23 protein-coding genes are annotated in these 21,615 nt (G+C 56.5%); 18 read left to right on the forward strand and 5 right to left on the reverse strand.

Annotation, left to right across the window (positions count from 1 at the left end):
* The first annotated feature begins 74 nt into the window (after window positions 1-74).
* From AC1RKG_RS20145 to hisP, 13 genes are all read left to right on the forward strand, one after another.
* Entirely contained in the window at window positions 75-1,085 is a 1,011-nt protein-coding gene (locus AC1RKG_RS20145) for an aspartate-semialdehyde dehydrogenase (RefSeq protein WP_046373047.1), read from the forward strand.
* The gene (gene truA / locus AC1RKG_RS20150; protein ID WP_020827874.1) at window positions 1,085-1,906 is read left to right on the forward strand and encodes a tRNA pseudouridine(38-40) synthase TruA; all 822 of its coding nucleotides are present in this window, start codon (window positions 1,085-1,087) and stop codon (window positions 1,904-1,906) included. The genes AC1RKG_RS20145 and truA overlap by 1 nt, the downstream gene beginning before the upstream one ends.
* A 75-nt stretch (window positions 1,907-1,981) precedes the next feature.
* Complete coding sequence (locus AC1RKG_RS20155; RefSeq protein ID WP_020827873.1) at window positions 1,982-2,644, forward strand: DedA family protein; 663 nt, start codon at window positions 1,982-1,984, stop codon at window positions 2,642-2,644.
* A gap of 233 nt (window positions 2,645-2,877) precedes the next feature.
* Window positions 2,878-3,786, forward strand: a complete 909-nt coding sequence (gene accD, locus AC1RKG_RS20160) for an acetyl-CoA carboxylase, carboxyltransferase subunit beta (protein ID WP_020827872.1) — start codon at window positions 2,878-2,880, stop codon at window positions 3,784-3,786.
* Window positions 3,787-3,993: 207 nt separating this feature from the next.
* Window positions 3,994-5,259: a bifunctional tetrahydrofolate synthase/dihydrofolate synthase gene (gene folC, locus AC1RKG_RS20165; protein ID WP_020827871.1), complete on the forward strand. Its 1,266-nt coding sequence runs from the start codon at window positions 3,994-3,996 to the stop codon at window positions 5,257-5,259.
* Window positions 5,260-6,024, forward strand: a complete 765-nt coding sequence (gene dedD, locus AC1RKG_RS20170; RefSeq protein ID WP_048763008.1) for a cell division protein DedD — start codon at window positions 5,260-5,262, stop codon at window positions 6,022-6,024.
* A 232-nt stretch (window positions 6,025-6,256) separates the two neighbouring features.
* A complete protein-coding gene (cvpA, locus tag AC1RKG_RS20175) occupies window positions 6,257-6,757 on the forward strand; it encodes a colicin V production protein (protein ID WP_020827869.1) in 501 nt (166 codons plus the stop codon).
* A gap of 21 nt (window positions 6,758-6,778) precedes the next feature.
* Entirely contained in the window at window positions 6,779-8,296 is a 1,518-nt protein-coding gene (gene purF / locus AC1RKG_RS20180) for an amidophosphoribosyltransferase (RefSeq protein WP_020827868.1), read from the forward strand.
* A gap of 131 nt (window positions 8,297-8,427) precedes the next feature.
* Complete coding sequence (locus tag AC1RKG_RS20185) at window positions 8,428-9,000, forward strand: UbiX family flavin prenyltransferase (protein ID WP_020827867.1); 573 nt, start codon at window positions 8,428-8,430, stop codon at window positions 8,998-9,000.
* 302 nt (window positions 9,001-9,302) lie between these two features.
* Window positions 9,303-10,085: a histidine ABC transporter substrate-binding protein HisJ gene (gene hisJ / locus AC1RKG_RS20190; RefSeq protein WP_020827866.1), complete on the forward strand. Its 783-nt coding sequence runs from the start codon at window positions 9,303-9,305 to the stop codon at window positions 10,083-10,085.
* Window positions 10,086-10,170: 85 nt separating this feature from the next.
* On the forward strand, window positions 10,171-10,857 hold the full coding sequence (locus AC1RKG_RS20195; RefSeq protein WP_020827865.1) for a histidine ABC transporter permease HisQ: 687 nt from the start codon (window positions 10,171-10,173) through the stop codon (window positions 10,855-10,857).
* Window positions 10,854-11,558, forward strand: coding sequence for an ABC transporter permease (locus AC1RKG_RS20200; protein ID WP_020827864.1), 705 nt, complete (start codon window positions 10,854-10,856; stop codon window positions 11,556-11,558). The genes AC1RKG_RS20195 and AC1RKG_RS20200 overlap by 4 nt, the downstream gene beginning before the upstream one ends.
* Before the next feature lie 18 nt (window positions 11,559-11,576).
* Window positions 11,577-12,350: a histidine ABC transporter ATP-binding protein HisP gene (gene hisP / locus AC1RKG_RS20205; RefSeq protein ID WP_020827863.1), complete on the forward strand. Its 774-nt coding sequence runs from the start codon at window positions 11,577-11,579 to the stop codon at window positions 12,348-12,350.
* 41 nt (window positions 12,351-12,391) lie between these two features.
* On the opposite strand, the gene AC1RKG_RS20210 is transcribed toward hisP, so the two are convergent.
* The 3 genes from AC1RKG_RS20210 to yfcG form a co-directional block, all read right to left on the reverse strand.
* On the reverse strand, window positions 12,392-13,306 hold the full coding sequence (locus tag AC1RKG_RS20210; protein ID WP_122079909.1) for a TIGR01777 family oxidoreductase: 915 nt from the start codon (window positions 13,304-13,306) through the stop codon (window positions 12,392-12,394).
* A gap of 28 nt (window positions 13,307-13,334) precedes the next feature.
* Window positions 13,335-13,706: a dihydroneopterin triphosphate 2'-epimerase gene (folX, locus tag AC1RKG_RS20215; protein WP_012146035.1), complete on the reverse strand. Its 372-nt coding sequence runs from the start codon at window positions 13,704-13,706 to the stop codon at window positions 13,335-13,337.
* A gap of 104 nt (window positions 13,707-13,810) precedes the next feature.
* Window positions 13,811-14,440 (reverse strand): GSH-dependent disulfide bond oxidoreductase, encoded by a 630-nt coding sequence (yfcG, locus tag AC1RKG_RS20220; protein ID WP_020827861.1) that lies wholly within the window; start codon window positions 14,438-14,440, stop codon window positions 13,811-13,813.
* A gap of 259 nt (window positions 14,441-14,699) precedes the next feature.
* Between yfcG and yfcE the strand changes: the two genes are divergently transcribed.
* Both yfcE and yfcD read left to right on the forward strand, forming a co-directional pair.
* Window positions 14,700-15,251 carry a phosphodiesterase gene (yfcE, locus tag AC1RKG_RS20225; protein ID WP_020827860.1) on the forward strand — a complete coding sequence of 184 codons (552 nt, stop codon included), beginning with the start codon at window positions 14,700-14,702 and terminating at the stop codon, window positions 15,249-15,251.
* 90 nt (window positions 15,252-15,341) lie between these two features.
* On the forward strand, window positions 15,342-15,899 hold the full coding sequence (gene yfcD / locus AC1RKG_RS20230) for an NUDIX hydrolase YfcD (protein WP_020827859.1): 558 nt from the start codon (window positions 15,342-15,344) through the stop codon (window positions 15,897-15,899).
* Window positions 15,900-15,965: 66 nt separating this feature from the next.
* Here the strand turns inward: yfcD and pta are convergent, their stop codons facing one another.
* Window positions 15,966-18,128, reverse strand: coding sequence for a phosphate acetyltransferase (gene pta, locus AC1RKG_RS20235; protein WP_041415539.1), 2,163 nt, complete (start codon window positions 18,126-18,128; stop codon window positions 15,966-15,968).
* A gap of 74 nt (window positions 18,129-18,202) precedes the next feature.
* The gene (gene ackA, locus AC1RKG_RS20240; RefSeq protein WP_020827857.1) at window positions 18,203-19,405 is read right to left on the reverse strand and encodes an acetate kinase; all 1,203 of its coding nucleotides are present in this window, start codon (window positions 19,403-19,405) and stop codon (window positions 18,203-18,205) included.
* Window positions 19,406-19,759: 354 nt separating this feature from the next.
* Between ackA and yfbV the strand changes: the two genes are divergently transcribed.
* From yfbV to AC1RKG_RS20255, 3 genes are all read left to right on the forward strand, one after another.
* Window positions 19,760-20,215, forward strand: coding sequence for a terminus macrodomain insulation protein YfbV (gene yfbV / locus AC1RKG_RS20245; protein WP_020827856.1), 456 nt, complete (start codon window positions 19,760-19,762; stop codon window positions 20,213-20,215).
* Window positions 20,216-20,361: 146 nt separating this feature from the next.
* A complete protein-coding gene (locus tag AC1RKG_RS20250) occupies window positions 20,362-20,856 on the forward strand; it encodes a YfbU family protein (RefSeq protein WP_020827855.1) in 495 nt (164 codons plus the stop codon).
* 16 nt (window positions 20,857-20,872) lie between these two features.
* Window positions 20,873-21,529 (forward strand): sugar phosphatase, encoded by a 657-nt coding sequence (locus tag AC1RKG_RS20255; RefSeq protein ID WP_046373051.1) that lies wholly within the window; start codon window positions 20,873-20,875, stop codon window positions 21,527-21,529.
* Window positions 21,530-21,615: the final 86 nt, after the last annotated feature.

The following is a 21,615-nucleotide window of genomic DNA, read 5'->3' on the forward strand; positions in this document are numbered from 1 at the left end:
CAGTGACTAATTTTGTTATCAGGGCGGCGAATCAGTCGCCCATCTGCATTTGAAAAATACTCTGGAGAAACCCAATGTCTGACGGCTGGAATATCGCTCTGCTTGGCGCCACTGGCGCGGTAGGTGAAGCGTTGCTGGAATTGTTACAGGAACGCCAGTTCCCGGTGGGCGAACTCTATCCTTTGGCCAGCGAACGCAGTGCCGGTGCCACGGTGCGCTTCAATGGCAAATCGGTTCTGGTGCAAAAAGCGGAAGAATTCGACTGGTCACAGGCCCAATTGGCGTTCTTCGTCGCCGGTAGCGAAGCCTCGGCCCGCTATGCGGAAGAAGCCGGCAATATGGGCTGCCTGGTGATCGACACCAGTGGCCTGTTTGCGCTGGAGCCGGACGTTCCGCTGGTGGTACCGGGGGTTAACCCGCAGGTGCTGGCGGATTACCGTAATCGTAATATCGTCGCCGTGGCCGACAGCATGGTCAGCCAACTGCTGACGGCCATCAAACCTTTGACCGAACAGGCCGGGCTTTCCCGTCTGCACGTCACCACCCTGATGTCGGTCTCTGCCCGCGGAAAAGTGGCGGTAGACGATTTGGCCGGTCAGAGTGCGCGCCTGCTGAACGGCATTCCGGCCGAGCCGGGCGTGTTTGCCAAGCAGCTGGCGTTCAACCTGCTGCCGTTGATGACCGACGAGCAGGGCAGCGTGCGCGAAGAACGGTTGATCGTCGACCAGGTGCGTAAAGTGCTGCAGGACGAAGGGCTGCCGATCTCGGTGAGCTGCGTGCAGTCGCCGGTGTTTTACGGCCATGCGCAGGTGGTGCATCTGGAAGCGCTGCGCCCAATTTCTGCGGAAGAAGCGCGCAGCGAGCTGGAGCAGGTAGACGATATCCAACTGAGCGAAGAAGACGACTATCCGACTCAGGTCACGGAAGCTTCCGGCAGCGATGCGCTGAGCCTGGGCTGCTTGCGCAATGACTACGGCATTCCTGAAATTCTGCAGTTCTGGTCGGTCGCCGACAACGTACGCTTCGGTGGCGCGCTGATGGCTATCGAAACCGCAGAGCGTCTGGTGCAGGAGCAGATGTACTGATGTCAGAGGTTGTTTTGCCCACCCAGCCGACACTGAAAATCGCGCTGGGGATTGAATATGACGGCAGCCGTTATTATGGCTGGCAGCGTCAGCAGGAAGTGGCCAGCGTGCAGGCCTGTCTGGAACAGGCCTTGAGCAAGGTGGCCAACGCGCCGATCAACGTGCTGTGCGCCGGACGTACCGACGCCGGGGTGCACGCTACCGGTCAGGTGGTGCATTTTGAAACCACCGCGCAGCGCAAGGACGCCGCCTGGACGATGGGGGTCAACACCCATCTGCCGCCGGATATCGCCGTGCGCTGGGTAACCGGCGTGCCTGAAGATTTCCATGCGCGTTTCAGCGCCACCGCGCGCCGTTACCGCTACATTATTTATAATCACCGCTACCGCCCAGCGGTATTGCAGCAGGGGATGACCCATTTTTATCACCCGCTGGATGCCGACCGGATGGAAAGGGCGGCGCAGGCGCTGCTGGGCGAGAACGACTTTACGTCGTTTCGCGCCGTGCAATGCCAGTCGCGTACTCCCTGGCGTAACGTAAAACACGTTAAGGTTACGCGCCACGGTGAATATATTGTGGTAGATATCAAGGCGAATGCCTTTGTGCATCATATGGTTCGCAACATTGTCGGTAGCCTGATGGAAATTGGCTGCGGCAATCAGGACGAGAACTGGATGGCCGAGTTGCTGGCGCTGAAGGATCGCAATCTGGCTGCGGCTACGGCGCGGGCCGAAGGGTTATACCTGGTGAGCGTTGATTATCCTGAGCACTTTGCTTTACCCCGGCCACCGATGGGGCCACTGTTTTTACCCGACGATTAAACGCCGGCGCGACTGACGCGTTGCTCCCTTGTGTACCTGCCGGGTGGGTGAGACACCCGGTCAAAGAGAGAACCTATGGACATCATCAAGTTTGTGATTGATTTTATTCTGCATATTGACGTGCATCTGGCCGAGCTGGTGGCGCAATACGGTATGTGGGTGTACGGTATTTTGTTCCTGATCCTGTTTTGCGAAACCGGCCTGGTGGTGACGCCTTTCCTGCCGGGGGATTCTCTGCTGTTTGTTGCAGGGGCGCTGGCGGCATTGCCGACCAACGATCTGAATGTGCACACCATGGTGGCGTTGATGATCGGCGCGGCGATACTCGGGGATGCGGTGAACTACACTATTGGGCGGTTGTTCGGGGAAAAGCTGTTCAGTAACCCGAATTCGAAAATCTTCCGCCGCAGCTACCTGGATAAAACCCACCAGTTTTATGAAAAACACGGCGGGAAGACGATCATTCTGGCGCGATTTGTGCCGATTGTGCGTACTTTTGCGCCGTTCGTTGCCGGTATGGGGCATATGTCCTATCGCCATTTTGCTGCCTACAACGTGATTGGCGCACTGGTTTGGGTGCTGCTGTTCACCTATGCTGGTTACCTTTTCGGCGACTTGCCGATCGTGCAGGAAAACCTGAAACTGTTGATCGTGGCTATCATCATTGTTTCAATTCTGCCGGGCATCATTGAAATTTGGCGCCACAAGCGCGCGGCTGCCCGCCAGCAAAAACAGTAAAAACATCGCTCAACCTGTCGGTTCGACCAGTTTTTTATCCACAGTGTCGGGCCGATATGGTTTAATGAGCGACATTTATGGTCTGTTCCTGTTAACAACCTTGAAACCAGTGCCTCTGTCGCGCGCTAGTCGCGTTTTGCTCGGGCACTTTTTCATTGGGTTTGTTTTCGGGGGGATTGTTAAAGCATGAACTGCGGACTGGCGTCTGCCAGGTTCAAACAGAAAGGTCATCGATGAGCTGGATTGAACGAATTCTTAACAAGAGCAATATTACCCAAACCCGTAAGGCGAGTATTCCTGAAGGGGTTTGGACCAAATGCGATAGCTGCGGCCAGGTTCTCTACCGCGCCGAGCTGGAGCGTAATCTGGAAGTGTGCCCGAAATGCGACCACCACATGCGCATGACCGCGCGTATGCGTCTGCATACCCTGCTTGATGAAGGCAGTGAAGTGGAGCTGGGCAGCGAACTGGAGCCGAAAGACGTTCTGAAGTTCAAGGATTCCAAGAAGTATAAGGATCGCCTGGTTGCCGCGCAGAAAGCGACCGGTGAAAAAGATGCATTGGTGGTGATGAAAGGTACGCTGTACGGTATGCCGATCGTTGCCGCTTCATTCGAATTCGCCTTCATCGGCGGTTCCATGTCGTCCGTGGTCGGCGCGCGTTTTGTTCGTGCGGTTGAGCAGGCGCTGGAAGACAACTGTCCGCTGGTGTGTTTCTCAGCCAGTGGCGGTGCCCGTATGCAAGAAGCGCTGATGTCGCTGATGCAGATGGCGAAAACCAGCGCAGCGTTGGCAAAATTGCAGGAACGCGGTCTGCCGTACATTTCGGTGCTGACCGACCCGACCATGGGGGGCGTTTCCGCCAGTCTGGCCATGCTGGGCGATATCAATATCGCCGAGCCGAAGGCGCTGATCGGCTTTGCCGGCCCACGCGTCATCGAGCAGACGGTGCGTGAAAAACTGCCGCCGGGCTTCCAGCGCAGTGAGTTCCTGATTGAGAAAGGCGCGATCGACATGATCGTGCGTCGCCCGGAAATGCGCCAGACCTTGGCGAGTATCCTTTCCAAGCTGACCAACCAGCCGCAGCCGCATTTCGATGAGGTAGCGCCGGTGGCCGGGCAGGAAAGTCAGGCCGACGCCTGAGGCTGATAAGTCACCCGCGCGGCGCAGGTCTCGCGGGTTTCAACCGTCATTTTGTGGCTAAGTGACGGTTGAAATACCCTTGTAGATTGAGCGTAGCGGTCCATTCCGACGCTTGGAAGACAACGGGTATCATGCAGAGCATCGCCTTTACCGCGGTGAGGGTGGTGCCCTGATGGATTAATGAACCCAAGTTCAGTGACGGGACTCATGCAAAACCACCAAATTCCCCAAGCCACGTCGCCATTGAGCTCGTGGCTTTTCTATCTTGAGCGTCTGCACAGCCAGGCGATCGAACTCGGCCTGGAACGCGTACAGCGCGTTGCAGCGCATCTTGATTTACTCACCCCTGCACCGACGGTGTTCACCGTTGCCGGTACCAACGGCAAAGGCACCACCTGCCGCACCCTGGAAGCCATTTTGATGGCGGCCGGTCTGCGCGTCGGCGTTTATAGCTCGCCGCACCTGGTGCGCTACACCGAGCGTGTGCGCATTCAAGGCGATGAGCTGAGCGAGGCCGAACACAGCCGTTCGTTTGCCGCCATTGAAGCGGGCCGGGGCGAAACCTCACTGACTTACTTCGAATTTGGCACCCTGTCGGCGTTGCAGCTGTTCAAACAGGCTAAGCTTGACGTGGTGATCCTGGAAGTGGGCCTGGGCGGCCGCCTGGACGCAACCAATATCGTCGATCCGAGCGTGGCGGTGGTAACCAGCATCGCGCTGGATCATACCGACTGGCTGGGCAGCGATCGTGAAAGCATTGGCCGCGAAAAGGCCGGTATTTTCCGTGGTGGTAAACCTGCGGTGGTGGGGGAACCGGATATGCCGGCGACCATTCAGCAGGTGGCGGATACGCTGGGGGCGCAGCTGTATCGTCGCGGCGACGCCTGGACCTTCAGCGAACAGGGCGAACGCTGGCAGTGGGAGGGCGGTGGCACCTTGCTGACCGACTTGCCGATGCCAAATGTGCCGCTGGCGAATGCCGCGACGGCGTTGGCGGCGCTGCATTTTTCTGCGCTGGAAATCGATGAACGTGCGATCTTCGCCGGTCTGCAGCAGGCGACGTTGCCTGGGCGCTTCCAGATTGTGCGCCGCGATCCGATGTTGATCCTCGATGTCGCGCATAACCCGCACGCAGCCGGTTATCTGGCCGGGCGTCTGGCGACGCTGCCGCGCAATGGCGGTAAAGTGCGCGCGGTGGTGGGCATGCTGTCGGACAAAGACATCGCCGGTACGCTGGCCTGTCTGAGTGAGCAGGTCGATGAGTGGTATTGTGCGCCGCTGGAAGGGCCGCGCGGTGCCAGCGCCGAGCAGTTGGCGCAACATTTGACGGAACCGCGGCAGTTCGCCGATGTCGAAACTGCCTGGCGTCAGGCTATGCAGGACGCTGATATTCAGGATATTGTGATCGTCTGTGGATCGTTCCACACCGTTGCACAGGTAATGGCGGCGTTAGACGAGATGCGGGGAGTGTGAGTGGCAAGTAAATTTCAAAACCGATTGGTCGGTACCGTCATTTTGGTTGCGCTGGGGGTGATTATCCTGCCAGGGCTGCTGGACGGTAAAAAGAAACATTATGAGGACGAGTTCGCCGCCATCCCTTTGGTGCCGAAGGCCGGTGATGTGGAAGAAAACGACGTGGTGCCGCCGGTAAGCCAGACGCTGCCGGCCCAACCGCCGGAAGGCGCGGGCGCGATGGTGGAGCAGCAGGCCGCCAATGAAGCGGCGACGCAACAGGCCATCCGCCAGCCGGCTCAGCAGCCGACCCAGGTTACGCCGCCGCCGGTTGAAACCCGACCGGTACAGCAGCCGAAACCGAAACCGGTTGAGACCAAGCCGGTGGAAGTGAAACCAAAACCGGTGCAGCAGCCGAAACCGGTGGAAGTGAAGCCGGTGGTGAAACCTGAACCTAAGCCAGAGCCGAAACCGGAGCCTACGCCGACACCGAAGCCTGAACCTGCACCCGTGCAGAAACCGGCGGAAGAGAAAGCGCCGGCAGGGCAGGCATATGTGGTGCAGCTCGGGGCGCTGAAGAACGCCGCCAAGGTCAATGAGGTGGTGGCGTCGCTGAGGCTGTCCGGCTATCGTGCCTTTACCGTGCCGTCAACGCCGGTACAGGGGCAGATCACCCGGATTTATGTCGGGCCAGACGCCTCGAAACAGAAACTGCAGTCTTCGCTGCCCGCGCTGAATTCTATCAGCGGCTTGAGCGGTCAGGTGAAGCCGTACGGCGTACGTTAACCGCAGGGGGCACAGCATGCTGTGCCCCGGAACCGAAAGATGACGGTATAATCATTAAAAAAACTGTGCCTTTCGTAGCTGAAATGGCCTATGTAGGCGCGGCGATTGGGAATTTTTTTATCGCCGCTTTTTATTTGTAACGTGGTAGGAAAACCCCTACGCAAACGTTTTCTTTTTCTGTTAGAATTCGCCGCGAATTGGATGCAGGGGCGATTCATCATTGGAATAGTTCATGGTCTGGATTGATTACGTCATTATAGCGGTGATTGGATTTTCGGCTCTGGTTAGCCTGATCCGAGGGTTTGTTCGCGAAGCATTGTCACTTGTGACATGGGGATGTGCGTTTTTTGTTGCCAGCCATTTCTACTCTTACCTTGCGGTCTACTTCACTCGTTTTGAAGATGAACTGGTGCGAAACGGCATCGCGATTGCCATCTTGTTTATCGCGACCCTGATCGTAGGAGCTATTGTTAACTATGTGATTAGCTCACTGGTAGAGAAAACCGGGTTATCAGGCACCGACCGGGTACTGGGCGTCTGTTTCGGCGCACTGCGCGGCGTGTTAATCGTTTCGGCGATACTGTTTTTCCTGGATACCTTTACCGGCTTTTCGCAAAGCGCAGACTGGAAACAGTCGCAGCTTATTCCCCAGTTCAGTTACATCATCAGGTGGTTCTTTGACTACCTGCAGAGCACGTCGAGTTTCTTACCGACCCATTTACCGGGGCGGTAGCGCTGATGAGGAAAAGACAACATGTGCGGTATTGTCGGTATCGCCGGTTTTATGCCGGTAAACCAGTCGATTTATGATGCGTTGACGGTGCTACAGCACCGTGGCCAGGATGCCGCAGGCATCGTCACCATCGATGCCCATAACGGGTTCCGTCTGCGTAAGGCAAACGGTCTGGTGAAGGATGTGTTCGAGGCACGCCATATGCAGCGCTTGCAGGGCAACATGGGTATTGGCCATGTGCGCTACCCGACGGCTGGCAGCTCCAGTGCCTCAGAGGCTCAACCTTTCTATGTAAACTCACCGTTCGGCATTACGCTGGCACACAACGGCAACCTGACCAACGCCCATGAACTGCGTCAAACGCTGTTTGAAAGCGGTCGCCGCCATGTCAACACCACCTCCGATTCCGAGATTTTGCTGAACGTGCTGGCCAGCGAGCTGGACCGTTTCCAACACTATCCGCTGGAGTCCGACAACGTATTCACCGCCGTTGCCGCCATGCACCAGCAGTTGCGCGGCGCTTACGCCTGCGTCGCGATGATCATCGGCCATGGCCTGCTGGCGTTCCGTGACCCTAACGGCATCCGCCCGCTGGTGATTGGCAAACGCACGCTTGAAGACGGCCGCAACGAGTATATGGTGGCTTCCGAGAGCGTGGCGTTGGATACGCTGGGCTTCGAGTTCCTGCGCGATGTGGCGCCTGGGGAAGCGGTGTACATCACCGACAAGGGCCAACTGTTCACTCGTCAGTGTGCAGAGAACCCAAAAACCAACCCGTGCCTGTTCGAATACGTTTACTTCGCCCGTCCAGACTCCTTTATGGACAAGATTTCGGTCTACAGCGCCCGCGTGCGCATGGGGCAGAAGCTGGGTGAGAAAATTGCTCGCGAATGGGAAGATTTGGACATCGACGTGGTGATCCCGATCCCGGAAACCTCCTGTGATATCGCGTTGGAAATCGCCCGTATCCTGGACAAGCCGTATCGTCAGGGCTTTGTGAAGAACCGCTACGTCGGCCGTACCTTCATCATGCCGGGTCAGCAGGCGCGTCGCCAATCGGTACGCCGCAAGCTGAATGCCAACCGCGCCGAATTCCGCGACAAGAACGTGCTGCTGGTGGACGACTCCATCGTGCGTGGCACCACGTCTGAACAGATCGTGGAAATGGCGCGTGACGCCGGGGCGAAGCGTGTTTATCTGGCTTCCGCAGCGCCGGAGATTCGTTTCCCCAACGTGTACGGCATCGACATGCCAAGCGCCAACGAACTGATTGCCCACGGCCGTGAAGTGGATGAAATCCGCCAGATCATCGGCGCCGACGGTTTGATCTTCCAGAATCTGGACGATCTGATTGAAGCGGTGCGTGAAGAGAACCCGGACATCAGCCAGTTCGAATGCTCGGTATTCAACGGTATCTACGTCACCAAAGACGTCGACCAGAGCTACCTCGAGTATCTGGAATCGCTGCGCAATGACGACGCCAAAGAAATGCGTAGCCAGACCGAAGCGGAAAATCTGGAAATGCACAACGAAGGCTAAGCCTTCGCACTGACCAAAATGGTGCACCGCGGCGGTCGCTGCGGTGCATTATTCCCGCCTGACTTGCTTATATAGCGCCATTGCGGCAAAGTCTGCCTGATCCTATTTTTTCCGTGGCAGAGGCCAGCTTTATGAAACGAATCATCATCGGTATTTCCGGCGCCAGCGGCGCTATCTACGGCGTGCGCCTGCTGCAGGTATTGCGTGACGTCGCAGAGGTGGAAACCCATTTGGTGATGAGTAATGCAGCGCGACAAACGCTGTCGCTGGAAACCGCGCTCAGCCTGCGCGAAGTGCAGGCGCTGGCCGATGTGGTACATGACTCGCGCGATATTGGCGCCAGCATCTCTTCCGGATCGTTCAAAACTATCGGGATGGTGATTTTACCTTGCTCAATCAAAACGTTGTCCGGTATCGCCAACAGCTACAGCGACGGTCTGCTGACGCGCGCCGCTGACGTGGTGCTGAAAGAGCGTCGCCGCCTGGTGCTGTGCGTGCGTGAAACTCCGCTGCACGTGGGCCACCTGCGCCTGATGACTCAAGCGGCAGAAATGGGAGCCGTCATTATGCCGCCGGTGCCGGCGTTTTATCACCGCCCTGAAAGCGTAGAAGACATCATCGACCAAACCGTGAACCGGGTGGTCGATCAGTTCGATATTGAATTACCCAAAGATTTATTTTCCCGCTGGCAAGGTGCCAATTAACAAATTTCTCTCCAATTTGGTACATTTGTGCAACACCGCACTGAATTAGGGCGGCACCTGCACCATAATGATCCCACTTCATCACGTTCACTGTTTCAAGGCGCTGGTATTTCTCCATTGCCCGTGGCGCGGCCCAGCCAGGCCGATTTAATTTTGCGGTTATCGTCCCAGGAAACAGTTTTGTGAAGGTCGGAGCCGTTCCCTCCGCCGACAGCAACCAATGTGGCACGATTACTGCAAATTGATTTGGTGGAAAAATAATGCCCGCAGTGGCATCGAAAAAATCAATTTGAGGGTAATTTATGAAAAAGCTGGTTAAGGTTCTTCCTTTAGTCTTGGCTTTAAGCGCGGCAAGCAGCGCATTTGCCGCCGTACCATCGACCTTGAAGATAGGTACCGATCCGACCTATGCACCCTTTGAGTCCAAAAATGCCAAAGGTGAGCTGGTCGGCTTTGATATCGATCTGGCCAAAGAGCTGTGCAAACGCATAAATACCCAATGTACCTTTGTGGAAAGCGATTTTGACGCGCTGATCCCTTCCCTGAAGGCGAAGAAAATTGACGCCATCATCTCTTCTTTGTCGATCACCGAAAAACGCCAGCAGGAAATTGCCTTTACCGACAAGCTGTATGCCGCTAACGCCCGCCTGATCGCGCCGAAAGGGTCGAAACTGTTGCCTACCGTGGATGCGCTGAAAGGCAAGAGCGTCGGCGTGCTGCAGGGCACCACCCAGGAAGCCTATGCCAACGCCATGTGGCAGCCGAAGGGCATCACCGTTGTGCCTTATCAGAACCAGGATTTGGTCTACGCCGACCTGGCATCAGGCCGTATCGATGCCGCCTTCCAGGATGAAGTCGCAGGGAGTGATGGCTTCCTGAAACAACCTCCAGGCAAGGATTACGCTTTCGCCGGTGAATCGGTGAAGGATGACAAATTCTTTGGCGTAGGCACCGGCATGGGCCTGCGCAAGACTGATACCGAGCTCAAGGCGGCGCTGGATAAGGCCTTTGCCGAAATGCGCAAAGACGGCACCTACGACAAGTTTGCGAAGAAATACTTCGACTTTGACGTCTACGGCGGTTAATGCCGCATACCCTTCCATGTTGTGACTACGGGGCCGGTCTGCCGGCCCCGATGGTTCGGGATCCTATGACGACAGGGTGAAGTAAATGCTGCAAGGCTACTCCCAATTGATATTTGAGGGCGCTCTGGTGACGCTGGAGCTGGCCCTCAGTTCCGTACTGCTGGCGGTGGTGATTGGTTTGATCGGCGCCGGTGGCAAGCTTTCCCATAACCGCCTGCTTTCCACGCTGTTTGGCGCTTATACCACGCTGATCCGTGGCGTACCCGATCTGGTACTGATGCTGCTGATTTTCTACGGCCTGCAAATTGCACTTAACAACATCACCGAACTGCTTGGTTTTTCGCAAATCGATATTGATCCGCTCAGCGCGGGGATCATCACCCTCGGGTTTATCTACGGTGCCTATTTCACTGAGACTTTCCGTGGGGCCTTTTTGGCGGTGCCGAAAGGGCAGATAGAAGCGGCCACCGCCTACGGTTTTTCCGGTTCGCAAATATTCCGCCGCATTCTGTTCCCTGCCATGATGCGTTTTGCCCTGCCTGGCATCGGCAATAACTGGCAGGTGATCCTCAAGGCGACGGCGCTGGTGTCGATTCTGGGCCTGAACGACGTGGTGAAGGCCACCCAACTGGCCGGTAAAGGCACCTATCAGCCGTTCTTTTTCGCGATCGTGGCCGGGGTGGTTTATCTGGTCTTCACCACCGTGTCCAATGGCGTGCTGTTGTGGCTTGAACGGCGTTATTCCCTCGGCGTCCGGAGGGCTGAGCTATGATCGAAATTTTGCAACAGTATTGGCAGTCGTTGTTGTGGAGCGACGGTTATCGTTTTACCGGCGTGGCGGTCACGCTGTGGTTGCTGATCTCCTCGGTGGTGATGGGCGGTTTGCTGGCGATCCCGATGGCGGTGGCGCGCGTTTCCTCCATCAGTTGGGTGCGCTTCCCGGTATGGCTGTATACCTACATATTCCGCGGCACGCCGTTGTATGTGCAATTGCTGGTGTTCTACTCCGGCATGTACAGCCTGGAAATCGTGCGCGGTACGGACTTCCTCAACGCCTTCTTCCGCAGCGGGCTCAACTGCACCATTTTGGCGCTGACGCTGAACACCTGCGCCTATACCACCGAGATTTTCGCCGGGGCTATTCGCGCGGTACCGCACGGTGAAATCGAGGCAGCCAATGCCTATGGTTTCTCACGCTTTAAAATGTATCGCTGCATCATTTTACCTTCCGCGCTGCGCACCGCGTTGCCTGCCTACAGTAACGAAGTGATCCTGATGCTGCACTCTACCGCGCTGGCGTTTACCGCCACCGTGCCGGATCTGCTGAAGATAGCGCGAGACATCAATGCGGCGACCTATCAACCGTTTTATGCCTTCGGCATTGCTGCGGTACTGTATCTGATCATCTCCTACGGGTTAATCAGCCTGTTCCGCAAGGCGGAAAAGCGCTGGATGGCACACGTTAATCACTGATAATGACGGGAACACACTATGTCTGAGAATAAATTAGCCGTCACCGAACTGCATAAGCGCTATGGCGAGCACGAAGTGTTGAAAGGCGTATCGCTGGCGGCCAACGCAGGGGATGTGATTAGCATCATCGGTTCTTCCGGGTCCGGTAAAAGCACCTTTTTGCGCTGCATTAACTTCCTGGAAAAACCGAGTGAAGGATCCATTAGCCTGAACAATGAAGATATCCGCATGGTGCGCGACAAGGACGGGCAGCTTAAGGTGTTCGACAAGAAACAGCTGCAGCTGCTGCGTACCCGCCTGACCATGGTGTTTCAGCACTTCAACCTGTGGAGCCACATGACGGTGCTGGAGAACGTGATGGAAGCACCGGTGCAGGTGTTGGGGTTGAGCAAGACCGAGGCGCGTGAGCGCGCGATACGCTATCTGGATAAGGTTGGCATCGATGAGCGTGCCCGCGGCAAATACCCGGTGCACCTGTCCGGCGGGCAGCAGCAGCGCGTGTCGATCGCCCGGGCATTGGCGATGGAGCCGGAAGTTTTACTGTTTGATGAACCGACGTCGGCGCTGGATCCGGAACTGGTAGGGGAAGTGCTGCGCATCATGCAAAAGTTGGCGGAAGAGGGAAAAACCATGGTGGTGGTGACGCACGAGATGGAGTTTGCTCGCCACGTGTCCAGCCACGTGATTTTCCTGCACAAAGGGCTGATTGAAGAGCAGGGGCCACCGGCCGAACTGTTTGGCAATCCGAAAAGCCCGCGTTTGCAGCAGTTTCTTTCCGGCGCATTAAAATAATCGATTGTCGGGGCCGGATTTTTCTGGCCCCGATAACTTCCTCAGCGGACTGGGTCCCGCTGATTGATCACATCATCCAGCGCCTGCTCCAGCTCCAGAAAGCGGAAGCTGAAGCCTGCCTCTTCCAGCCGTTTCGGCACCGCACGTTGCCCTCCCAAGACCAACACTGCCGCTTCCCCCATCAATAAATGCATGGCGAATGCCGGTACGCGCAAAAATGCCGGTCGATCGAGCACGTTGGCCAACTGAGCGGCAAACTGCTCGTTGTGGACCGGGTAGGGGGCAACCATATTGAAAGGGCCTTGCAGGGTCTGGTGATCCAGCAAATAGATAATGCCATTGACCATGTCGTCCAGGTGGATCCACGGCAGGTATTGGCGGCCACTGCCGATGGGCCCGCCCAGTCCGAAGCGGAACGGCGGCAACATCTTCGCCAGCGCGCCGCCTTTTGCCGCCAGCACCACGCCGGTACGCAGCAGGCAGACGCGGGTGGCATCGCTTTGCGCCTGCAACGCCAACGATTCCCAACGTTGACACAATTGATGGGTGAACTCGTCATGCGGCGCTTCGTCTTCGGTGACCACCGCCTGGCCCTGATCGCCGTAATAACCGGTCGCGGAACCGGAAATCAGCACGCTGGGCGGGTTGCTGCCGGCGTTAATCAGTTTCACCAACTGCTCGGTCAGATCCCAACGGCTGTGGCACAGGCGTTCTTTCTGCGCCTTACTCCAGCGCTTGTCGGCGATCGGCTCGCCGGCCAGGTTGATCACGGCGTCAAAGCCATCGAGCGAAGGCTGATCCTGCAACGTTGACCAGTAGCTGACCTGTTCACCGAAGCGCTCACGAGCGCGGGGCACGTTACGGCTCAGCACCGTGACTTGGTGAGAAAGGCCCAACAGCCGCCGCGTCAGGCTGCTCCCTATCAATCCTGTGGCGCCGGTGATCAGGATCCGCATGGTCGATTCTCCCTGAAACAGGTGGTTTTCAGGCCCGGCGGTAGCTCATGGTCATCGAAACCGAGTCGGCGTAGCGCAGGGCCAGTAGTTTATCTATCTCTACTTCAGCATAGGTTACCCAGGCATGTTGTTTCACGATATCGAGCACATCCTGAGTTAATTTTTCCAGCAGGGCGAAGCGGTTATCTTCCACATGGCGGATGATGGCTTTGGTGATGGTGCGGTAATTGAGCGCGTCGTCGATATTTTCACTGTCGCGCGCTTTATCCGCCGGGTAGTGGATCACTACGTTAATCAGGATGTCCTGACGATTGTTAATTTCTTCTTCCTTGATACCGATGAAAGTACGCAACCGCAGGTTTTTTATACGAATAATGGCGTCGGGTTGACTGAATGACATCAGAAGATCTCCACAGGTCTGATTATTGCCGCTCAGAATACACGGAAAGTAAGGAAAAGATAACGAGCTAAAGGAAACTCCCCGCGGGTCGGGGAGCGGGAAATTTAGCCCTGTTCGGCCAGCTTGTAGGCGCGTGCGGTAGCGGGACGGTTGCTGATGCGTTCAAACCAGTTGCGTACCGCCGGGTAATCCGCCAGATCGATGCGCTGGCGTGGGTGAGACACCACCCAGGGGTAAGTCGCAATATCAGCGATGCTGTAGTTGTCGCCGCCCAGGTACGGGTGCTTTTGCAGCTCGGCTTCCAACACGGCATACAAGCGCTTGGTTTCCAGATGGTAGCGTTCGATGGCGTAGGGCACCGGCTGCGGCGCGTAATGGTTAAAGTGATGGTTTTGCCCGAGCATCGGCCCAAAGCCCGCGACTTGCCAGAACAGCCACTGTAGCGTAGCGGCACGCTCGCGCAGGCCTTTGCTCAGCAATTTGCCGGTTTTCTCCGCCAGATACAGCAGGATTTCGCCGGATTCGAACAGGCTGATGGGCGCACCGCCATCAACCGGTTGCTGGTCGACGATGGCCGGAATTTTGTTGTTGGGTGAAATGCTCAGAAAATCCGGCTTGAACTGGTCGCCGGCGCTGATATTTACGCGATGGATACGGTAGGGTAAGCCAACCTCCTCCAGAAACAGGGTAATTTTGTGACCATTGGGAGTAGGCGCGTAATACAGGTCAATCATGTTGCCTCCTGCGGTAAGGTGATCTGTAAGTCATTACACGTTGTTGCGGTCTTCGCCGCGCACAAAGGTATATCAGAGATCTTTCTATAGGGTTACCCACAATAGCAGCTAAGAATAGCAGGCTATGTGAGATTCGTCTGATGCTATCTCTACAACATGCATCACAATTCCGGGTCTTCAGGAATCGCTTCCTCGGCAGCCTTGCCGTCGCTGGCCACTGCGATAAAATAGCCGTTATTTCCCTGCCAAAGGAAAGGTTATGAAGCTGATATTCGCCTCCGATATACACGGTTCGCTACCCGCCACCGAAAGCGTGCTGGAACGTTTTGAGCAAAGCGGTGCCGACTGGCTGATCCTGCTGGGTGATTTGCTGAATCACGGGCCGCGAAATGCGTTGCCAGCGGGCTATCAACCGGCGCAGGTTGCTGAACAATTGAATCGCTATAGCGACAAGATCATCGCCGTTCGCGGCAACTGTGACAGTGAAGTTGATCAGATGTTATTGTCATTTCCCATCACCGCGTCTTGGCAGCAGGTGCTATTGCAAAAAAGACGATTGTTTTTAACCCACGGACACCTTTATCATCCCTCCGCACTGCCGCCGTTATCTGCCGGTGATGTGCTGGTCTACGGACACAGCCATTTACCGCAGGCGGAACGGCAGGGCGAAATTTACTGCTTTAATCCAGGGTCGGTCAGCATTCCGAAAGGGGGCTTTCCCGCCAGCTATGGCATACTGGAGGACGGCATTTTAAGTGTGGTCACTTTGGACGGCGGCAAGGCTGTTGCAGAGGTGGCATTAACGCACTAATTTATACACACACAATAAAAATCTTTGAAAAACACTCATTGATTAACCAGTGCGCGGGATGCATCGCGCCAAAATAGAAGGTTTTAGAGGATGGCGGAACAGGGTCAGGCTGCAGATACCGAGTGGGTTGATATCGTCAACGAGCAAAATGAAGTGATTGCTCAATCCAGTCGCCAACAGATGCGTGCTCAACGGCTGCGTCATCGTGCTACCTATATTGTGGTGCATGATGGAATGGGAAAAATTCTGGTGCAGCGTCGCACCGACATTAAAGATTTCTATCCGGGTTGGCTGGACGCCACAGCCGGTGGCGTAGTGCAAAGCGGGGAGAACGTGCTGGACTCCGCTCGCCGCGAGGCGGAAGAGGAACTGGGCATTGCCGGCGTGCCTTTTGCCGAGCACGGGCTGTTCTACTTTGAAGAAGAGCAGTGCCGGGTGTGGGGTGCGCTGTTCAGCTGTGTCTCGCATGGCCCCTTTGCACTGCAGGAAGAAGAAGTGGTTGAGGTTAGCTGGCTGACGCCGGAAGAAATCACCGCCCGCTGCGACGAATTCACGCCGGACTCGTTAAAAGCGCTGTCGCTATGGCTGACGCGCAACAACGAACAGGCCTATGGCAAGCCGTTGCGCGATAGCGATGAAAATGCCTGATGCGTTCGCGCAAATAAAAAAACCGGTCAATTGACCGGTTTTTTTTATCTGATAATCCGGGGATTATCAGGCTTTGACTGCTGCTGCATCAGCCTGGGAAGACTGAATGGCGGTCAGGGCGACGGTATAAACGATGTCGTCTACCAGTGCGCCACGTGACAGGTCGTTCACCGGCTTGCGCATGCCTTGCAGCATTGGCCCGATGGACACCAGGTCAGCAGAACGCTGTACCGCTTTGTAGGTGGTGTTACCGGTGTTCAGGTCTGGGAAGATGAACACGGTAGCCTGGCCTGCAACCGGAGAGTTTGGCGCTTTGGACTTGGCGACGTCGGCCATGATGGCGGCGTCGTACTGCAGTGGGCCGTCGATGATCAGGTCAGGACGTTTTTCCTGCGCCAGACGGGTCGCTTCACGCACTTTCTCAACGTCGCTACCCGCGCCGGAGTTACCGGTGGAGTAGGAGATCATGGCAACGCGTGGTTCGATACCGAAGGCCGCAGCGGAATCTGCCGACTGGATCGCGATTTCAGACAGCTGTTCTGCGGTTGGGTCCGGGTTGATCGCACAGTCGCCGTATACCAGAACCTGGTCAGGCAGCAGCATGAAGAACACGGAGGACACCAGCGAGCTGCCCGGTGCCGTTTTGATCAACTGCAACGGTGGACGGATGGTGTTGGCGGTGGTGTGAACCGCGCCTGAAACCAGGCCGTCGACTTCGCCTTTCTCCAGCATCAGGGTGCCGAGAACCACGTTATCTTCCAGTTGCTCGCGCGCAACCACTTCGGTCATGCCCTTGCTCTTACGCAGCTCAACCAGACGTGGAACGTACTGCTCGCGCACGGCGACCGGATCAACAATCTCGATGCCTTTGCCGAGCTCAACGCCCTGCGCAGCGGCAACGCGCTGGATCTCTTCCGGGTTACCCAACAGCACGCACTCAGCGATACCACGTTCGGCGCAGATAGCCGCCGCTTTCACGGTACGCGGCTCGTCGCCTTCCGGCAGCACGATGCGTTTTCCGGCTTTACGTGCCAGCTCGGTCAGCTCATAGCGGAACGCCGGTGGAGACAGGCGACGCGAACGCTCGGAGGTCGCCGTCAGTGACTCGATCCATTCGGCGTTGATGTGGCTGGCCACGTAGTTCTGCACTTTCTCGATGCGCTGGTGGTCGTCCGCCGGCACTTCGAGGTTGAAGCTTTGCAGGCTCAGCGAGGTCTGCCAGGTGTTGGTTTCGACCATAAAGACCGGCAGGCCGGTTTGGAACGCACGTTCACACAGCTTTCTGATTGGCTCGTCGATAGCGTAGCCGCCGGTCAGCAGCACTGCGCCGATTTCCACGCCGTTCATCGCGGCCAGACAGGCAGAAACCAGCACGTCAGGACGGTCTGCCGAGGTGACCAGCAGTGAACCCGGACGGAAGTGTTCCAGCATGTGCGGAATGCTGCGCGCACAGAAGGTTACAGACTTCACGCGACGGGTCATGATGTCGCCTTCATTGACCACGGTGGCCTTCAGGTGACGGGCCATGTCGATAGCGCGGGTCGCGATCAGGTCGAAGCTCCACGGCACGCAGCCCAGCACTGGCAGCGGGCTGTTGGCGAACAGTTGCGCCGGGTCAACGTTGGTTACGCTGGCCTTGGTGGAGTCGTCGAAGATCTCGGACAGGTCAGGACGGGTGCGGCCCTGCTCGTCAACCGGGGCGTTCAGCTTGTTGATGATCACGCCGGTGATGTTTTTGTTCTTGCTGCCGCCGAAGCTGCTGCGAGCCAGCTCGATGCGCTCTTTCAACTGAGCCGGGGAATCATTGCCCAGTGCCAGTACAAATACGATTTCCGCATTCAGGGTCTTGGCGATTTCATAGTTGAGCGCGTTGGCGAACTGGTGTTTACGGGTCGGCACCAGGCCTTCGATCAGCACCACTTCCGCGTCTTTGGTGTTCTCGTGATAGCGCGCCACGATCTCTTCCATCAGCACGTCTTGCTGGTTGGAGCTCAGCAGGCCTTCAACGTAGCTCATGCGCAGCGGTTCGGCCGCCGTGATGGTGGAGTTGCTGCTGCGGATGATGGTGGTGGTCTGGTCGAGCGAGTCGCCGCCGGTGCGTGGTTGAGCGATAGGTTTGAACACGCTCAGGCTAACGCCTTTTTGCTCCATGGAGCGGATGACACCCAGGCTGACGCTGGTCAGGCCGACGCTGGTGCCGGTGGGGATCAACATAATTGTACGTGACACAGAATAGTCCTCTTCACGAATTAACATGAGGCTAAAACAGCACCGTCAGCCTGGGCTGACGGTGTCGGAGAGCGTTACGCGGTCAGACGGGATGCGTCTTGCGCGATGACCAACTCTTCGTTGGTCGGGATAACCAGCGCCAGGCGGCTGCCGTCTTTGGTGATGGCGCCGGATTTACCGAAGCGAGCGGCCATGTTGCGTTCGTGGTCAATCTCGAAGCCCAGCAGGCCCAGTTTGTCCAGGGTCAGCTCACGCACCATACCGGCGTTTTCGCCGATGCCGCCAGTGAAGATCACCGCGTCCAGACGGCCGTCCATCAGTGCGCTGTAAGCGCCGATATACTTGGCCAGACGGTGGCAGAATACGTCCATAGCGCGTTTTGCATCGGCTTTGGTTGCGTAGTTGTCTTCAACGTAACGGCAGTCGCTGGTGACTTCGGTCAGGCCCAGCAGGCCGGATTCTTTGGTCAGCATTTTGTTGATTTGATCAACGCTCATGCCCAGAGAGTCGTGCAGGTGGAAGATGATCGCCGGATCGATGTCACCGCTGCGGGTGCCCATGACCAGGCCTTCCAGCGGGGTCAGACCCATAGAAGTGTCAACGCATTTGCCGTTGCGCACTGCGGTTACGGAACCGCCGTTGCCCAGGTGGCAGGTGATCAGGTTAACTTCTTCAACCGGCTTGTTCAGCACTTTCGCAGCTTCTTGAGTTACGTAGAAGTGGCTGGTGCCGTGTGCGCCATAGCGACGAACGCTGTGGTCGCGGTACAGGCTGTACGGCAGGGCGTACAGGTAGGATTCTTCCGGCATGGTCTGGTGGAACGCGGTGTCGAACACGGCAACGTTTTTATCCGCCAGTTTAGGGAAGGATTTCAATGCCTCAGCGATACCGATCAGGTGCGCTGGGTTATGCAGTGGTGCAAATGGCACCGAATCTTTGATACCCTGCAAGACTTCGTCATTGATTACGGCAGAAGAAGTGAACTTCTCGCCGCCGTGCACAATGCGGTGACCGATAGCGGTCAACTGTGCAGAAAGCTCCGGTTTTTGTGCCAGAATAGTATTAACAATGTAGTTCAGTGCTTCGCTGTGCGCAGCGCCGGCACCCAGAGCCGCTTCGTGTTTGGCGCCGTCCATCTTCCACTTGAGGCGAGCCTCAGGCAGGTGGAAACATTCGGCCAGGCCGGAGAGGTGTTCTTCACCGTTGACAGCATCGATGATAGCGAACTTCAGGGAAGAACTGCCGCAGTTCAGGACCAGTACTAGCTTACTCGACATGGAAGTACCTACTTAAATAGTTCGTGTTGTTAAAGGAAATACCAAAACACGTGGTGAATTAATCGTCAATCAGACAACAAGCGTAGCGCATAATGCCGTTGACATTTATGATTAACATCATGTGAATTGCACAAACCACATGACGATGAAAAAACCGATGATTTCTCTGCGGTTTAAATAATCTTGATTTTTATAGGGCTAAAAGTTGACAGAATTATTGTCATCTTCTACCGGCCAAAAGGCCGGCCTAGGATACCGATAGCCCGAGGCAAACACAAAATAAATTTAAAGCTTCAAATTTTTTAGTATGTGTTGGCCGTGCCCTTATTTTTCTTTGTGACGTTGAGGTACGCGATGACGAGCAAACCGTCCGGTTCCGTAAGCTGGTTTCAGGTCTTCCAGCGCGGGCAGCATTACATGAAAACCTGGCCGTCAGACAAACGTCTGGCTCCGGTCTTTCCGGAGAATCGCGTTGCGAGTGCCACCCGCTTTGCCGTCCGCTTTATGCCGCCGCTGGCGGTGTTTACCCTGACCTGGCAGATTGCCCTGGGGGGCCAACTGGGCCCGGCGATCGCCACCGCACTGTTTGCCTGCAGCATGCCGATGCAGGGTCTGTGGTGGTTGGGCCGTCGTTCGGTTACCCCGTTGCCGCCCACGCTGCTGCAGTGGTTCCATGAGGTACGCAACAAGCTGACGGAAGCCGGTCAGGCCGTCGCGCCGGTAGAAGGCACGCCAACCTACCAGTCGTTGGCAGACCTGCTGAAGCGCGCCTTCAAGCAGCTGGATAAAACCTTCCTGGATGACCTTTAACACTAAAAATGGCCGTATTGCCGGCGGCCATTTTAGCGTTCTGGCCAATAACCCCCGTTCAAATCAAAGAACCGGCGAGTTGTGATTTCCTGTGATATTGCGCTGTGCGATGCTTTCGCCATGAGTAATTTATCGAGGAAATTATAATGGAAATGACCCACGCCCAACGCCTGATCCTGTCGAACCAATACAAGATGATGACCCTGCTGGACCCGGATAACGCCGAACGTTACCGTCGCTTGCAGACCATTATCGAACGCGGTTTTGGCCTGCAGATGCGCGAGCTGGATCGCGACTTCGGCGAAATGAGCGAAGACGTGTGCCGCACCATTATCAACGTGATGGAAATGCACCACGCGCTGCAGGTTTCCTGGGACAATCTGAAAGACAAACAAGGTATTGAAGCCCGCCGCCTGGCGTTTCTCGGCTTTGACGCCGCGACCGAGGCGCGCCATCTGAGCTACGTGCGTTTCCTGGTTAACACCGAGGGGCGCTATACTCATTTCGATTCCGGCAGCCACGGCTTCAACGCCCAAACCAAAATGTGGGAAAAGTACCAGCGTATGCTGGCTATCTGGCTGTCATGCCCACGCCAGTATCACTTGAGCGCCGTTGAGATAGCGCAAATTATCAATGCCTGATTAAAAGAGGTTTCCTGTGGAGTGTAAGGGTTTTCTGTTCGATCTTGATGGGACGTTGGTGGATTCATTGCCTGCGGTAGAGCGCGCCTGGGTTAACTGGGCCAAACGCCGCGGCGTTGATCCGCAGGACGTGCTGGATTTTATTCACGGTAAACAGGCCATTACCTCGTTGCGTCATTTTATGCCGGGTGAAAGCGAGGCGGCGATCCAGCAGGAGTTTCTGCTGCTGGAACAGGTGGAAGCGCAGGACACCGAGGGCGTTACCGCACTGCCCGGCGCCGCTGCCTTGCTGGCACGCTTGAATCAACTCGACATTCCCTGGGCGATCGTCACTTCCGGCTCGATCCCGGTAGCTACCGCTCGGCGGAACGCCGGTGGCCTACCACAGCCGGAGGTTTTCATTACTGCCGAGCAGGTGAAAAAGGGTAAGCCGCAGCCGGATGCGTATCTGCTGGGGGCTGAGCGCCTGGGGTTGGCACCGCAAGATTGTGTGGTGGTGGAAGACGCCGCTGCCGGCATTCTGTCCGGGTTGGCCGCAGGCTGCCAGGTGATTGCCGTCAATGCACCAGCCGATGCGCCAAAGTTGGATCAGGTCGATCTGCTGCTGTCATCGCTTGAGCAGATCGCCGTGAGCAAAACGGAGCAGGGCGCCGCGATTAACCTGGTGGCGTAACGCGTTATCTTCACCCAAATTGATTAGACCCCGCACCCGCGGGGTTTTTTTATGCTAATTTTTAAGCCCTTGGATATCTCTGCCGG

The sequence above is a fragment of the Serratia sp. GW822-FHT06D09 genome (assembly GCF_058799515.1).

Excerpts from the sequence above, each read along its gene's own strand:
- AC1RKG_RS20145 (WP_046373047.1), top strand. The coding sequence starts at position 75 with ATGTCTGACGGCTGGAATATCGCTCTGCTTGGCGCCACTGGCGCGGTA.
- truA (WP_020827874.1), top strand. The coding sequence starts at position 1,085 with ATGTCAGAGGTTGTTTTGCCCACCCAGCCGACACTGAAAATCGCGCTG.
- AC1RKG_RS20155 (WP_020827873.1), top strand. The coding sequence starts at position 1,982 with ATGGACATCATCAAGTTTGTGATTGATTTTATTCTGCATATTGACGTG.
- accD (WP_020827872.1), top strand. The coding sequence starts at position 2,878 with ATGAGCTGGATTGAACGAATTCTTAACAAGAGCAATATTACCCAAACC.
- folC (WP_020827871.1), top strand. The coding sequence starts at position 3,994 with ATGCAAAACCACCAAATTCCCCAAGCCACGTCGCCATTGAGCTCGTGG.
- cvpA (WP_020827869.1), top strand. The coding sequence starts at position 6,257 with ATGGTCTGGATTGATTACGTCATTATAGCGGTGATTGGATTTTCGGCT.
- purF (WP_020827868.1), top strand. The coding sequence starts at position 6,779 with ATGTGCGGTATTGTCGGTATCGCCGGTTTTATGCCGGTAAACCAGTCG.
- AC1RKG_RS20185 (WP_020827867.1), top strand. The coding sequence starts at position 8,428 with ATGAAACGAATCATCATCGGTATTTCCGGCGCCAGCGGCGCTATCTAC.
- hisJ (WP_020827866.1), top strand. The coding sequence starts at position 9,303 with ATGAAAAAGCTGGTTAAGGTTCTTCCTTTAGTCTTGGCTTTAAGCGCG.
- AC1RKG_RS20195 (WP_020827865.1), top strand. The coding sequence starts at position 10,171 with ATGCTGCAAGGCTACTCCCAATTGATATTTGAGGGCGCTCTGGTGACG.
- AC1RKG_RS20200 (WP_020827864.1), top strand. The coding sequence starts at position 10,854 with ATGATCGAAATTTTGCAACAGTATTGGCAGTCGTTGTTGTGGAGCGAC.
- hisP (WP_020827863.1), top strand. The coding sequence starts at position 11,577 with ATGTCTGAGAATAAATTAGCCGTCACCGAACTGCATAAGCGCTATGGC.
- AC1RKG_RS20210 (WP_122079909.1), bottom strand. The coding sequence starts at position 13,306 with ATGCGGATCCTGATCACCGGCGCCACAGGATTGATAGGGAGCAGCCTG.
- folX (WP_012146035.1), bottom strand. The coding sequence starts at position 13,706 with ATGTCATTCAGTCAACCCGACGCCATTATTCGTATAAAAAACCTGCGG.
- yfcG (WP_020827861.1), bottom strand. The coding sequence starts at position 14,440 with ATGATTGACCTGTATTACGCGCCTACTCCCAATGGTCACAAAATTACC.
- yfcE (WP_020827860.1), top strand. The coding sequence starts at position 14,700 with ATGAAGCTGATATTCGCCTCCGATATACACGGTTCGCTACCCGCCACC.
- yfcD (WP_020827859.1), top strand. The coding sequence starts at position 15,342 with ATGGCGGAACAGGGTCAGGCTGCAGATACCGAGTGGGTTGATATCGTC.
- ackA (WP_020827857.1), bottom strand. The coding sequence starts at position 19,405 with ATGTCGAGTAAGCTAGTACTGGTCCTGAACTGCGGCAGTTCTTCCCTG.
- yfbV (WP_020827856.1), top strand. The coding sequence starts at position 19,760 with ATGACGAGCAAACCGTCCGGTTCCGTAAGCTGGTTTCAGGTCTTCCAG.
- AC1RKG_RS20250 (WP_020827855.1), top strand. The coding sequence starts at position 20,362 with ATGGAAATGACCCACGCCCAACGCCTGATCCTGTCGAACCAATACAAG.